This is a genomic window from Streptomyces sp. NPDC054834, assembly GCF_053611185.1.
In genome coordinates this window covers 94564-107528 of record NZ_JBSGZV010000009.1, presented here as the reverse complement: position 1 = coordinate 107528, position 12965 = coordinate 94564, and the positions used below count along the sequence as shown (strand labels likewise).

The 12965-nt window shown below is 72.4% G+C and carries 11 protein-coding genes; 9 read left to right on the top strand and 2 right to left on the bottom strand.

Features of this window, described 5'->3' with window-relative positions; translation table 11 throughout:
• Positions 1–2: 2 nt before the first annotated feature.
• Positions 3–197, top strand: coding sequence for a ferredoxin (locus ACWGJM_RS15060; RefSeq protein ID WP_030313923.1), 195 nt, complete (start codon positions 3–5; stop codon positions 195–197).
• A gap of 117 nt (positions 198–314) precedes the next feature.
• Here ACWGJM_RS15060 and ACWGJM_RS15055 read toward each other — a convergent pair whose 3' ends face one another.
• Positions 315–941, bottom strand: coding sequence for a 2OG-Fe(II) oxygenase (locus tag ACWGJM_RS15055; protein WP_453412103.1), 627 nt, complete (start codon positions 939–941; stop codon positions 315–317).
• A gap of 234 nt (positions 942–1175) precedes the next feature.
• Here ACWGJM_RS15055 and ACWGJM_RS15050 point away from each other — a divergent pair, with 234 nt between their 5' ends.
• The 8 genes from ACWGJM_RS15050 (at position 1176) to ACWGJM_RS15015 (ending at position 12415) form a co-directional block, all read left to right on the top strand.
• On the top strand, positions 1176–1832 hold the full coding sequence (locus ACWGJM_RS15050; RefSeq protein ID WP_453412102.1) for a 2OG-Fe(II) oxygenase: 657 nt from the start codon (positions 1176–1178) through the stop codon (positions 1830–1832).
• A gap of 46 nt (positions 1833–1878) precedes the next feature.
• A complete protein-coding gene (locus ACWGJM_RS15045) occupies positions 1879–3243 on the top strand; it encodes a B12-binding domain-containing radical SAM protein (RefSeq protein ID WP_453412101.1) in 1365 nt (454 codons plus the stop codon).
• A gap of 14 nt (positions 3244–3257) precedes the next feature.
• Positions 3258–4364 (top strand): aminotransferase class I/II-fold pyridoxal phosphate-dependent enzyme, encoded by a 1107-nt coding sequence (locus ACWGJM_RS15040; protein ID WP_453412100.1) that lies wholly within the window; start codon positions 3258–3260, stop codon positions 4362–4364.
• Entirely contained in the window at positions 4361–5095 is a 735-nt protein-coding gene (locus ACWGJM_RS15035) for a tyrosine-protein phosphatase (RefSeq protein ID WP_453412099.1), read from the top strand. Before ACWGJM_RS15040 ends, ACWGJM_RS15035 begins: the two co-directional genes overlap by 4 nt.
• A 10-nt stretch (positions 5096–5105) precedes the next feature.
• Positions 5106–5747, top strand: coding sequence for a prolyl hydroxylase family protein (locus tag ACWGJM_RS15030; RefSeq protein ID WP_453412098.1), 642 nt, complete (start codon positions 5106–5108; stop codon positions 5745–5747).
• Positions 5744–8971: an MFS transporter gene (locus tag ACWGJM_RS15025; protein WP_453412097.1), complete on the top strand. Its 3228-nt coding sequence runs from the start codon at positions 5744–5746 to the stop codon at positions 8969–8971. Before ACWGJM_RS15030 ends, ACWGJM_RS15025 begins: the two co-directional genes overlap by 4 nt.
• Before the next feature lie 356 nt (positions 8972–9327).
• Positions 9328–11154, top strand: a complete 1827-nt coding sequence (locus tag ACWGJM_RS15020) for an ABC transporter ATP-binding protein (protein ID WP_453412096.1) — start codon at positions 9328–9330, stop codon at positions 11152–11154.
• 187 nt (positions 11155–11341) lie between these two features.
• A complete protein-coding gene (locus ACWGJM_RS15015; protein ID WP_453412095.1) occupies positions 11342–12415 on the top strand; it encodes a hypothetical protein in 1074 nt (357 codons plus the stop codon).
• A 14-nt stretch (positions 12416–12429) separates the two neighbouring features.
• On the opposite strand, the gene ACWGJM_RS15010 is transcribed toward ACWGJM_RS15015, so the two are convergent.
• A complete protein-coding gene (locus tag ACWGJM_RS15010; protein ID WP_453412247.1) occupies positions 12430–12957 on the bottom strand; it encodes an NUDIX hydrolase family protein in 528 nt (175 codons plus the stop codon).
• Between the last annotated feature and the right edge of the window lie 8 nt (positions 12958–12965).

The window sequence follows — 12965 nt, the reverse complement described above, 5'->3', positions numbered from 1 at the left end:
CCGTGCACATCACCGCGGACAGGGAGCGGTGCGTCGGCGCCGCCCAGTGCGTCCTGGCGGCGCCCGCCGTCTTCGACCAGGACGAGGAGGGGCTGGTCGCGCCGCTGACGGTGGATCCGGCCGGGGCGGACGGGCCGGCCGTCCGTCAGGCGGTCCACCTGTGCCCGTCGTCGGCCCTCCGGATCGACGAGGAGTGACCGGGAGGAGCGACGGGAGGAGCGAGGGGCTCCACCGACGGAAGCCGCCGTCCGAGACAGCTCGGGCGGCGGCTTCCGTCGGTGTTCGGCTGTCGGTGTCCGGCCGGGGTTCGTCGGCTACTCGAAGAAGCTCATGGTGACCGACCGCCGCACCAGGCCCCGCCCCGCGGTGACCGGCGCCATCTGGTGCCAGGACGAGGGCGACGCCGAGTAGAACCAGGCGGTGCCTCCCGTCGGGGGCATCGTCGAGGCGGGGCCGGCCGACCTGTCCGGGCCGGACCAGTACTCCTGTTCTCCGCCGCCGTCGGCCGGCCAGTGCTCGTTGGTGTGCAGTTCGAAGGCGAGTCTCTTGTGCTGTTTGCCGGTGTTGAGGTCCTCGAAGTCGCCGTCGACGTGGTGGTAGATCTCGGCCCGGCGGTGGAGCCCGGTGGTGTCCACCCCGGTCTCGCGGCGGAGCCAGTCGGCGAACTCCTCGGACAGCAGGTCGGTGACCAGTTCCCGCCACGGCGCCGACAGGGGGATGTCATCGGGGGTGAGGCCGGTCTTGTTGTCGGAGAACGGCAGGACGGACGAGCGGTAGCGGCGCCGTACGTCACCGGTCGAGGTGTCGATCCGCTGGAACAGGCCCGCGTCCGGCGCGGTGGCGCCGAGGTCGGCCAGGTCGCGCGCGGAGAGCAGACCGGTGCCGCGGAAGTGCCGGAAGGGGTGGTCCCACGTTTCGAGCCGGACGTCCAGGTTGATCAAGACTCGCACCTCTCAGCGGCCGGCGTGTGCACCGGTTCGGGTATCAGGGCTGCCCCGCCAGTGTCACCGTCCCGCTTGCCGTGCGATGGCGCGCCGGTTTGCGAAGACCTTGCCGATCCCCGGCAGCGGCCGGGCAGCGAACCGACAAGGGGTCGGCAGGGGCCCGCGGACAGGCTGTGGCCAGGTCGGGTCCCGGCCGTCCGGGGACCCCCGCATCGACCCCAAGGAGGCACCGTGGTGCTGACGCTCGACTCGGCGCTGGAGGAACGTACTCAGCCGTTCCAGCTCTTCCGCGGCCGTGACCTGCTCGACGACGGGCAACTGAAGGAGTTGCTCGCCACCATGCCGACCGCCGACGTCGCGAAGATCGCGGTCGAGGACCCGAAGCACGAGAAGCAGTACCGGATGAACCTCGTGGACCTCGTCGTCCTCGAAAAGGAAGCCCCGGTCTTCCCTCGGCTGCCCGCGATCTGGCGCGACCTCGTGGAGGACCTGCGCGGCACCGAGTTCACTGCCTGGCTGGAGAAGTCGACCGGGATCGAACTGGCCGGCCTGCAGCGCAGCATCGGCCTCTACACCCACCGCAACGGCGACTACCTGTCGGTGCACAAGGACAAGCCGACCAAGGCGATCACCGTGATCCTCTACCTGAACCGTGACTGGCCCATCGAGGCGGGCGGGCAGTTCCAGATCTTCGCGTCCCCCAAGGCGGGCCCGACGGAGGAGATCAGCCCGGTCGGCGGCCAGCTGCTTGCCTTCCCGCCCACCGACAAGTCGTGGCACGCGGTCTCGAAGATCGAGCACCCGGAGGGGACCGAGCGGATCACGGTCCAGATCGAGTACTGGCTGACCACCGGGCTCGCCGGCTCCGCGTACCGGCCGCAGAACTGACCGTCCGGCGCCCGGCGCCCACCGTGCCGGAACCGAAAGGACCCCCATGGGAAAGATCGTGGACGAGCCCGGGAAGATCCTCGTGATCTGGCCCCCGCAGGTGCTCAGTTACTTCAACGCGGGGCACCACCTCGCGCTCTACCAGGTCGCCGGCCACCTGCGCGCCGCCTACCCGGGTGCCCAGGTCACCGCGATCGACGCCAGCGTCGAGCGGCTGACGTGGAAGGACCTCGGCAGCAGGCTCTTCCAGGAGCGGTACGACGTGATCGCCGTGATGAACGAGTTCGACGGCATCGACGGATTCCGCCGGTTCGTCTCCTACGCGCGGGCGCTGAACCCGGACGCCCCGATCGTCACGTTCGGCCGGCTGTCCGGGGTCAACCCCCGTTTCTTCGAGCGCTTCGACATCGACGCGATCGTGGAGAACGGCGACTTCGAGACCGGCGTCGGCGCCGCGATCGAGACCTTCCGCGGCCGTGCGGCCGACGCGGCGGGGGTGCACCTGCGACGCGACGGCTCCTGGGCCGCCCCGAAGCGCCGCGGTGATCTGCTCCCGGCGGAGGACTGGTACCTGCCGACGCCCGACGAGATCCCGTACGCGCACTACGACGCCCTCTACTTCGACGACACGAACAAGTTCTGCGGCATCCCGCGCCGCCGCGAACTGGTCGTACCGGCGGCTCGCGGGTGCCCGGTCGGCTGCTCCTACTGCGAGGTGCCGCTGATCTACACGCGGAAGGAACGGCGGCTCACGGTCGAGCGGACGCTCCAGTACATCGATGAGTCGTTCGCCGCGGCGCCGTTCGAGTACGTGGCGTTCTACGCGCCGACCTTCACGCTGGACAAGAAGTGGATGGAGGAGCTCTGCCGGGAGCTGACCGGCCGGGGGTCCCCGTACCCGTGGAAGTGCGCGACGACGATCCACCACCTCAGCGAGGGGATGATCCGGTCGATGGGGGCGGCCGGCTGCGTCCGGATCAGCGTCGGTCTGGAGACGCTCGACCCAAAGGAAGGCGCGTTGCTGCCCCGGCCGAAGCAGAAGTCCGCGATGGACCTCGACCGGCTCTCGGCCTGGTGCAAGGAATCGGGCATCGAGCTGAACTGCTTCGTCATCGTCGGGCTGCCCGGCACCACGATCGAGGGTGCCGAGCGGACCATCGAGGCCGTCCAGGAGCGCGGCGGCCGGGCCCGGCCGACCGTGTACGCCCCCTGGGAGCTCGCGGGCCCCGACCTTCTCGACCACGAGATGGCCGCGTTCAACCGGCAGTTGTTCGTGCCGGGCACCCACGCGCTGACCGACGACGAGCTGGCCCGCGGCTACGACATCATCTTCGGCAGCCAGCCGGACGTCACGCAGGTGTTCGAGAACATCCCCGCCCGCGCCGCCGACCCGGCCCTGCGCCCGGTATGAGGGACGAGACGCTCGTGACGGCGCGGGAAGGGACGGGCTCCCCCTTCCTGCGGGAGAGCGCCGGCCGGTTCCGCAACCGGCGTGTCCGGGTCCCCGACGAGATCAACCTCAAGAACTGCGGGCTGCTCGACAGCCGGGCGGCGGCGGTGCACCGGGGCACGCTGGCCGAGTTCGACCCGGACGACGTGCTGACCTACCCCATCCTGGGGCCGGTCTACGGGATGCTGGCCGACCGGTTCGGGGTCGACGTCGACTCCCTCGTCCTCACCGCGGGCAGCGATCCCGGGCTGAACCTGCTGACCCGGGCGTTCCCGGAGGTGTCGCGGATCGTCCTGCACCAGCCGAACTTCGACGGCTGGGCGAAGTTCGCGGCGATCTCGGGCTGTGTCCTCGACCCGGTCGCCCCGGACCCGGGGACGGGGCTGTTCGACCTCCGTGACCTGGCGCGGCGGCTGCGGGCGGGAGCGCCGGCGTTCGTCGTCGTCACCACCCCGCACAGCTTCACCGGGCAGGTGCACGGGGCACAGGAGCTGGCCGAGCTGGCGGACGCCGTGGCGGAGCACGGCAGTCTCCTGGTCGTGGACACCGCCTACCTGGCGTTCACCGAGAGCGGCGAGGAGCTGGTGCGCGGGCTCGCCGGTCTGCGGCACGTCGTCCGCGTCAACACGTTCTCCAAGTGCTACGGCCTGTCGGGCGCCCGGATCGCGGTGACGGTCGCGCACCCGGCGACCGCCCGCCACCTGTTCGACCTGGACCCGGAGGGCTCGGTCTCCGCTCTGGCGGTCGCGCTGCTGCGGCGGTCGCTGGAGGAGCAGGCCGTCTTCACCGGGATCTGGGCCGATGTCCGGCGGCTGCGGGAGCGGTTCGCGGCCGAGGTCGAGCGCGCGGTGCCCGGCTGGCACCCCCGGCCGAGCGGCGGGAACTTCGTGACCTGGGACGTCCCCGGCCCGGCGGCCGCCGAGGCCGCGAGCCGGCACCTCCTGGAGCGGGGGATCGTCGTACGGGACCTGTCGGGCGCGCCGGGGCTGCCGGCCGCCGTCCGTATCGCGGTCGCGAACGAGGCCGTCGTCCGTCAGGTCGTCGCCGCCCTGAGCGACCGGTACCGCGAAGGGGTGGCATGAACACCCGCAGGATCATGGTCCCGGGCCTGCCCAACGTGCGCGACCTGGGCGGGCTGCGCGGTCCCGGCGGGGGGTACCTGCGGCGGGGACTCCTCGTCCGGGGGCCGGCGCCGTCACCGGAGACGGCGCCGGCGCTCGGCGGCCTGGGCATCCGGACCATCGTCGACCTCCGCCTGGAGGACGAACGCCGGCAGTACCGGGGGCCCGAGTGCACCGGCGCGAGGGTGCTGCCCCGGCCCGTGGCCGGCGACATGAGCCGCATCCGGGGCAACGTGCGGCCCCTGCCCAGCGACTACCTCGCGAACTACCGCGACATGCTGGCCAGGGCGGCGCCGGTCGCAGCGGAGATCGTGGACCTGCTCGCCGACGGGGCGGAGGTCCCCGTCTACATCTGCTGCGCGATGGGCAAGGACCGCACCGGCGTCGTCAGCGCCTTGGTCCTGCGGGCGCTCGGGGTGCGGACGGCGGACGTCGCCCGGGACTACGCCCTGACCGCCCGCGCCTACCGCGCCCTGCGCAGCGGTGACGCCCGCCCGGGCTGGACCCGCGAGGACACCCTCGCGCAGCTGCGGCTGCGGACCTCCACGCCGGCGGCGACGATGCGCTCACTGATCGCCGGGATCGAAGCGGAACACGGCAGCGTCGCCCGGCTGCTCACGCTCCACGGCCTCCGGGAGGAGACCCGGCTGCGCACGGTCGCCGGCGCGTTCACCCACCCCGTCCACCTGTAAGGAAGAAGACGTGTCCCTCGTCGACATCGAGACCATCAGCCGGGCCGAGCTGGAACAGGACCCGTTCGGCCACGCCGTGATCCCCCGCTCGTTCGTCACGGACGCCGTCGCCGAGAACCTGCGCGGCGAGTTCAGTGACGCCGGCTTCGAGGAGTCCGAGCGCACGGACCTGAACCGGTCCGACAAGCAGTACCGGATGTTCAACCGCAACCTCGTCACCGCCGGTGCGGTCGACGAGGACCAGGTGCGCACGCTCCCCGCGAACTGGCAGCAGCTCGTCGCGGACGTCGTCTCCCAGCCCTACCGCGAGGCGCTGTCCGCGCTCACCGGCGTGGACCTGGAGCGGTGCCTGGTCGAGGCCCGCATGACCCGCTACGCCCAGGGCTGCTGGATCGAGCCGCACACCGACCGCCCGGACAAGGCGGTGACCCACCTCTTCTACTTCAACGACGGGTGGGACCCGGAGTGGAGCGGTGACCTGCGGCTGCTGCGCAGCGCCGACATGGACGACTGCGCGAAGCGGGTGGCGCCGACCACCGGGACGTCCGTCGTGCTCGTCCGCTCGGACCGGTCCTGGCACGGCGTCCCGCCGGTCGCCGACACCTGCCCCGTGGACCGGCGGGCGCTGCTCGTGCACTTCGTCCGCCCGTGACCCCGTTCCGGATCGGCCGGGGGCGGGAGACGCCCGGGAAGCGCACCTACCTGGTGGCGCTGACCGTCGACTGCGTGGGCAACGGCCTGTGGACGCCGGTCGCGCTGATCTTCTTCACCCGGGGGCAGCACCTCCCCCTGGCGCACGTCGGTGCCGCGCTGACGGTCGGCGGGCTCCTCGGCCTGCTGGCGGGACCGGTGAACGGCCTGCTGGTGGACCGGTGGGGTCCGGCGAACGGGGCGGCCCTGAGCTACGCCGTGCGCACCGGGGCGTTCGCGCTGTTCCCCTTCGTCTCCGCCACGTGGCAGGTCGGCGCGCTCGCCGTCGTCGCGGCCGCCGCGGACCGGCTGTTCTGGACGGCCAGCACACCGCTGCTGGCCCGGCTGGTCCCGGCCGAGGCGCTCATCGGCGTGCTGAGCACGGCGAGCGTGCTGAAAGTCAGCGGGTGGGCGGCGGGCGGCGCGATCGGCGCGACCGCCGGGGGTCTGCTGATCGACAGCGGTACGGGACTGCACCTGGTCGCCTACGCCAACGGCCTCACCTACGCGGCGGCCATGGTCCTGGTGCTCACGGTGCGTCGGCACGTCCGGCCCTCCCCCGCGGCCGAGCCTCCGGCCGACGGGCGGGCGTGGCGGTGGCGCGACCTGCGTGACGACCCCGGCTTCCTGCGGCTGTGCCTGCTGACGCTGTTGCTGGCGTTCGTCTCCGACTGCCTGACGGCGATGCTCCCGGTGGTCGCCATCGTGGTGCTCGGGCAGCCGTCGTGGGTGCCCGGGGTGGTGATCGCCGTCGCCTGCGTGTCGATGGCCGTGGCCCGGCGCCCCGCGGTCGCCTACGCGCGGCGTGTCCCCGCCCCGCGGGTGCTGCGCCTGGCGTGCTGCTTCCTCACCCTGGCGGTCCTCGTCATGGCGCCGTCCGGCTGGGCGGGGCCTGCCACCACCGCGGTCGTCCTGTGCGCGGCGCTGATCGGCACGCTCGGCGACGCGCTGTTCGCCCCGGTCGTCACCACGACGGCGAACGCCGCCGCGCCGCCCGGTCTGGAGGGCCGCTACAACGCGACCTTCCAGACGTCCTTCGGGATCGCGGGCGCCGTCGCCCCGGCGGCCGGGACGGCGCTGCTGGCCCACGGGAACACCGTCCTGTGGCTCGGCCTGGCCGTCGTCTGCGCGGGGACGGCCCTGTCGGTCGGGTTCCTCACGCGGCCCACCCGGCCGGTAGCGGCGCCCGCACCCGCGCCGCTGCGGCGGATCGTCGTCGGCGGGATCTCCGGCGCGGGCAAGACCACGCTGGCCGCCGCCCTCGCCGGGGCGCTGGACATCCGGCACATCGAGATGGACGCGCTCTACCACGGGCCCGGGTGGACCCACCGGGCGGAGTTCGCGGACGACGTGGAGCGCGCCACGCGAACACCGGCGTGGATCTGCGATGCCCAGTACCACTGGGTCGTCGGCGACCTGCTCGGCGAGCGCGCCGACACGTTCGTCTGGCTCGACCTGCCCCGCCGGACCGTCATGAGCCGCGTGCTGCGGCGCTCGGTGGTCCGGGCCGCCACCGGCCGCGAGCTGTGGCACGGCAACCGGGAGACCTGGCGGTCGATGCTGCGCAACCCGCGCCACCCGCTGCGCTGGGCCTGGTCCCAGCACGCCACCCGGCGGGCCGAGACGGCCGCTTTCCTCGGCCTGCACCCCGGCCTCGCCGTCGTCCACCTGACCAGTGCGAGTCAAGCGCGGCAGTGGCTGCGTTCGATCGAGCACCGGCCCCTTTCGCCCGCCCCGTCACCACTCAGCGCAGGAGGTACCCCCATGCAGGACCGTCGGCGAGAACCCGCTCCCCCGGGCGAGCCGCTGCTGGAGATCCACGGCGGGAACCGGCTCTCCGGGTCCGTCCGCACCTCCGGGTTCAAGCACTCCCTGGTCACCACGGTGGCCGCCGCGGCCACCGCGAGCGCGCCGGTGCGCATCGGAAACTGCCCGGACATCGTCGAGACGACGGTGCTGGGCGAGATCTTCCGCGCGGCGGGCGCGCACGCGCACTACGACGGGCCGGCCGAGACGTTCACCGTCGACGCGTCCGCCTGGGACCGCGCGGAGCTGCCGGCCGATCTCGTCGGCCGCATCCACGGCTCGCTCTACTTGCTGCCCGCCCTCGTCTCGCGCAACGGCGTGGCCCGGCTGCCCGCGAGCGGCGGCTGCACGATCGGCGAAGGCCCGCGCGGCAGGCCAGTCGAGCACATGCTGGACGTGATGGGGCGGTTCGGGGTCACCACCCGGCTGACGGCGGACGGCTCCGTGGACCTCACCGCGCAGCGGCTCACGCCGTGCACCATCGACATGCTCGACTACACGCGCAACAAGGCGCTCATGAGCGGGCCCTGCTACAGCGGTGCGGTCAAGACCGCGCTGCTGATGGGCGCGGTCACGCAGGGGACGACCACGCTGCACCACCCGTACCTCAAGCCCGACGTGACCGACATGGTCACCGTGCTCCGTGACCTCGGCGCCGACATCGAGTTCGCCGGGCCCGAGACGTGGGTGATCCACGGGCGGGGCCCTCAGGCGCTGGACCGGCCCGCCGACGTCACGCTGATCCCCGACCTGATCGAGGTGGTCACCTGGATCTGCGCCGGCGTCCTGCTGGCGGACGAGCCGCTGCGGATCACCGGCCCGGGCATCGACCGCGCGGTCCACGCGCTCGCGCCCGAGTTCGACCTGCTGGACCGCATGGGGGTGCGCGTCGACGTCGGCGCCGACGAGGTGACCGCGCACCCGCTGGCGAAGCCGTTGCGGCCGGTGGAGTTCACCGCCATGTCGCGCGGCGTGTTCAGCGACAGCCAGCCCTTCTTCGCCCTGCTGGCGGCGTACGCCGAAGGCCCCACCCACATCAGGGAGGCCGTCTGGGAGCACCGCTTCGGCTTCGCCCCGGAGCTGGAGGCGCTCGGCATGCGGACGGCGGTCGACGACACGGTCCTGCGCGTCGACGGCCCCTGCCCGCCGTACCGGCCCGGCACCGACCTCCACGCCACCGACCTGCGCGCCGCCGCGGTCCTGCTGCTCGCCGCGCTCGCGGTACCGGGCCGGACCACGCTGCGCAACCACCACCACCTGGCCCGCGGTTACCGCGACCTGGTCGAGGACCTGGTGAAGCTGGGCGCCGACATCCGGCACACGACGGCGCCCGACGTCCGGCCGAAGCTCACGGCGGGGGCCGGTGCGGACCCGGCCTGACGTCCTGAGCCGCGACCGCGACGGGGCCCTGCCGGAGTAAGGAGGCCCTGGGCGCGCTCGCCACCACCGCCCGTCCGGGCGGGCGCGTCCCAGCCTCATGAGTCCAGGAACCGCTTCCCCACGTACTCGCCGGGCGCCGGGGTCGGGGGGACGTACGCCAGCGCCGACGCACGGTGTTCCGTGTACGGGAGCAGGTCGTCCCTCGTCGTGAGGCGTTCCTGGACCCGTAGGAGGCCGTTTCCTCGACAACGAGGAGACGGCCTCCGGCGTGTCCGAGGTCGGCCGCGGCTCATGGGCAGAAAACGCTTGGACTGCGCGGTCGCCGCTGCGGGACACTGCGATTCCCGGGGGGTGGGATGGAATCGCCTGAATCGCGCGGAATTCCGCTGGGCAGGGGCTCGGTGCTCCTCGCTCTTCGTTACTACGGACGAGAGCTGTCACGGCTGAGGCGGCTGGCACTGCCGGCGCTGCTGCTGCCGGCACTCGGCAACATCGGCATCAACTACCTGGCGCCGCTGGTCGTCGCGAAGCTCGTCGGAAGAATCGCGGGCGACGCCGGTACCGGCATCAGCGCGACCCTGCCGTACGTCCTCGGCTTCGCCGGTGTGCTGCTCCTCGCGGAGACGCTGTGGCGCATCGGCCTGCACTGCCTGAACCGCGTCGACGCGCTCGGCATCGAGCACCTGTACGTGATCGGGATGGACGAGCTGTTCGCCAAGGACGCGGTGTTCTTCCACGACAACTTCGCCGGGTCGCTGACCAAGCGGGTGCTGAGCTTCGCCACCCGCTTCGAGGAGTTCGTCGACACGCTGACGTTCAACATCGCGGGCAGCCTCGTGCCGCTGCTGTTCGGCTCGGTGGTGCTGTGGCGCTACGACCCGCTGCTCGTCGTCGGGCTCCTGACGATGATCGCGCTGACCGCGCTGTGCGTGGCACCCCTCGTCCGGCGCCGCCAGGCGCTGGTCCGCCGCCGGGAGGAAGCGATCGCCCGGGTGTCCGGGCACGTCGCCGACAGCCTGATGAACATGGACACGGTCCGGGCGTTCGCCGCCGAGGAACGCGAGGCCGCCGAACACCGCGCCCGCGTCGCGGTCTCGCGGCGGCTCACCCTGCGGTCGTGGGACTACGGCAATCTGCGCATCGACACCCTGGTCGCGCCGCTGTCCGTACTGACCAACGCGCTGGGCCTGCTGCTCGCGGTCGCGCTCGGCGGCGGGGAGCACGGTGTGGAGGCGGTCGTGGTCGCCTTCACCTACTACAGCAACGCGACACGGATCATGTTCGAGTTCAACCAGATCTACCGCCGTCTGGAGAGCTCGATGACGGAGGCCGCGCAGTACACCGAACTGCTGCTGGAACCACCGACCGTGCTCGACCCGGCCGTGCCGGAGCCGCTGGTGCCCGGGGCCGCCGACATCCGCTTCGAGCGGGTGACCTTCGCCCACGGCGGCGCGGAGCCGCTCTTCGAGGGCCTCGACCTGGCGGTGTCCGACGGAGCGAAGATCGGCCTCGTCGGCCGGTCCGGCGGCGGCAAGACCACGCTCACCCGGCTGCTGCTGCGGATGACGGACATCGACGCCGGCCGGATCCTGATCGGCGGCCAGGACATCAGCAGACTGCGCCAGGCCGACCTGCGCGGCCTGATCTCCTATGTGCCGCAGGACCCGGCGATGTTCCACCGCACCCTGCGGGACAACATCGCGTTCGCCCGGCCGGACGCCACCGACGCCGAGATCCGCCGCGCGGCCGAGGCCGCACACGTCACGGAGTTCGCCGACGCGCTGCCGAACGGCTTCGCCACCATGGTCGGCGAACGCGGGATCAAGCTGTCCGGCGGTCAGCGCCAGCGGGTCGCGCTGGCCAGGGCCATCCTGCGCGACGCGCCGATCCTGCTGCTCGACGAGGCGACCAGCGCCCTGGACTCCGAGAGCGAGATCCTTGTCCAGGAGGCGCTGTGGCGGCTCATGGAGGGGCGGACGGCACTCGTGGTGGCGCACCGGCTCAGCACGGTCGCCGGCATGGACCGCCTCGTGGTCCTCGACCGCGGGCGGATCGTCGAGCAGGGCACCCACCAGGAACTGCTCGCCTCGGAGGGCGCCTACGCCAGGCTGTGGCAGCACCAGTCGGGCGGCTTCCTCGACGACACCCCCGCGCGGGCCGACCTGGGCGCCCTACCAGACTGACCGGCCGCGCGGGCCCGGACGACCGAATCGGCGCCGGGCACGCCGGCCCGGGGCCATGCTGCTCCCAGCGACGAGAGCGGGGGAGCGGGGGCACGTGCAGGCATTCCTGGCGGGGGCCGTACTACTGGTGTGTCTGAGCACGCCGCTGATAGCAGGGACGCAGCGGCCTCGGATGAGGTCGAAGCGGATGGTGCCCGAATTCTCGCTCGGGGCGCCGTTCGCGGTGGGGCTCGGCTCCTGGGCCATGTGGCTGCTGATGTACCCGGTGGTCCACATCGGCTTCACCGGCAGGCGGAACACCTGGATCTGCGCGGCGCTGCTCGCGCTCTGTGTGCTGGTCGCCCGGCCCATGGTCCGCATGGCGGCGCCCGAGCGGCTCAAGGGGAACCGGCTGCTGGTGGCGGCACGCGCGGTGGGCCTGTGCTGCGTCCTGGCGGCCGTCATGGCGCCACTGGACGCGCAGGTCGACAAGCAGCCCATGGCCGGGATGACCGTGGTGTACGCGACGATCGCGACGGTACTGGGCCTCATGCGGACCGTGGATTACGGCTATTTCCCGCTGGTCCTGCTGTCGACGGCACTGTGGAGGGCATTCCTGGCCGCCGTGACCGGGTACTGGATCCACCACACCGGCGGCACCCTCGTCCCCGACCCGGACGACGCCACCGCCGGGACCCTGCTGCTCGCCGTCCTGTGGTGGTCCCTGCCCGCGCTGTCCGCCGGCTGCGCGGTGGCCGCGGTCGTACGGCTGGTCCGCTGGCTGAAATCCGGCCCACCGGCCTGTCCGGCACCGCCGGGTGTCACGTCGTCCTGGCCGCCGGGGGTGGGCTACGTATGGATGGCCGAGCTCACCCATGACGACGACACGTACAAGGAGCGCCCGGTGGTGGTGCTGGAGCACACCCCTGAATTCGTCCGCGTGCTCTGCGTCACCAGTATCGACAAGTCCGGCAGATCGCGGGGCTACCTGAAACTCCGGGCGTCCGAGTGGAACGGTGCGCTGACCAAGGACGGCTGGCTCAACCTGGAGATCGCGCACATCCCGTACTGCGACTTCCTGTGGAAGCGCGGGGAGTGCCCGGACCGGGTGTGGGACGTGCTGTGCACGAAGGCCGACGTCCGGGAGCGCTCCGCCAAGGCCGGACCGGCCCCCGGGTTCACCTTCCGGCACCGGCTGTGGTCGGCGATGAACGCGCACGTCGGCCGTGACTCGCGCACCGTCCACACCGGGTCCGGCGACCGGACGCGGGCGAAGGTGTGACGCGGGCCGCCGCCTCAGGCCACGTGACCCACATGGGCCATGGCCTGCTTCAGCAGCACCCCGTGCCCGCCCGGCATCTCGCTCTGCAGGGCCGCCGACGCGGCCTCCTGCGGGCTGAACCACACCAGGTCCAGCGCGTCCTGCCGGGGCCGGCAGTCCCCGGTCACCGGGACGATGTAGGCGAGGGACACCGCGTGCTGCCGCGGGTCGTGGTACGGCGTGACGCCCGCGGTGGGGAAGTACTCGGCGACCGTGAACGGCTGCAAGGAGGCCGGAACCCGGGGCAGCGCCACCGGGCCGAGGTCCTTCTCCAGGTGGCGCAGCAGGGCGTCGCGGACCCGCTCGTGGTGCAGGACACGGCCGGAGACCAGGGTGCGGCTGACCGTTCCGTCCGGCCCTATGCGGAGCAGCAGCCCGATGCTGGTGACTTCGCCGCTGTCGTCGACGCGCACCGGCACGGCCTCGACGTACAGGATCGGCATGCGGGCACGTGCCATCTCCAGTTCGTCGGGAGAGAGCCAGCCGGGCGTGGTTTCGGTCATGTCAGACA

Coding starts and splice junctions, on each gene's coding strand:
- ACWGJM_RS15045 (WP_453412101.1), top strand. CDS start 1,879: ATGGGAAAGATCGTGGACGAGCCCGGGAAGATCCTCGTGATCTGGCCC.
- ACWGJM_RS15015 (WP_453412095.1), top strand. CDS start 11,342: ATGGTGCCCGAATTCTCGCTCGGGGCGCCGTTCGCGGTGGGGCTCGGC.
- ACWGJM_RS15020 (WP_453412096.1), top strand. CDS start 9,328: ATGGAATCGCCTGAATCGCGCGGAATTCCGCTGGGCAGGGGCTCGGTG.
- ACWGJM_RS15035 (WP_453412099.1), top strand. CDS start 4,361: ATGAACACCCGCAGGATCATGGTCCCGGGCCTGCCCAACGTGCGCGAC.
- ACWGJM_RS15010 (WP_453412247.1), bottom strand. CDS start 12,957: ATGACCGAAACCACGCCCGGCTGGCTCTCTCCCGACGAACTGGAGATG.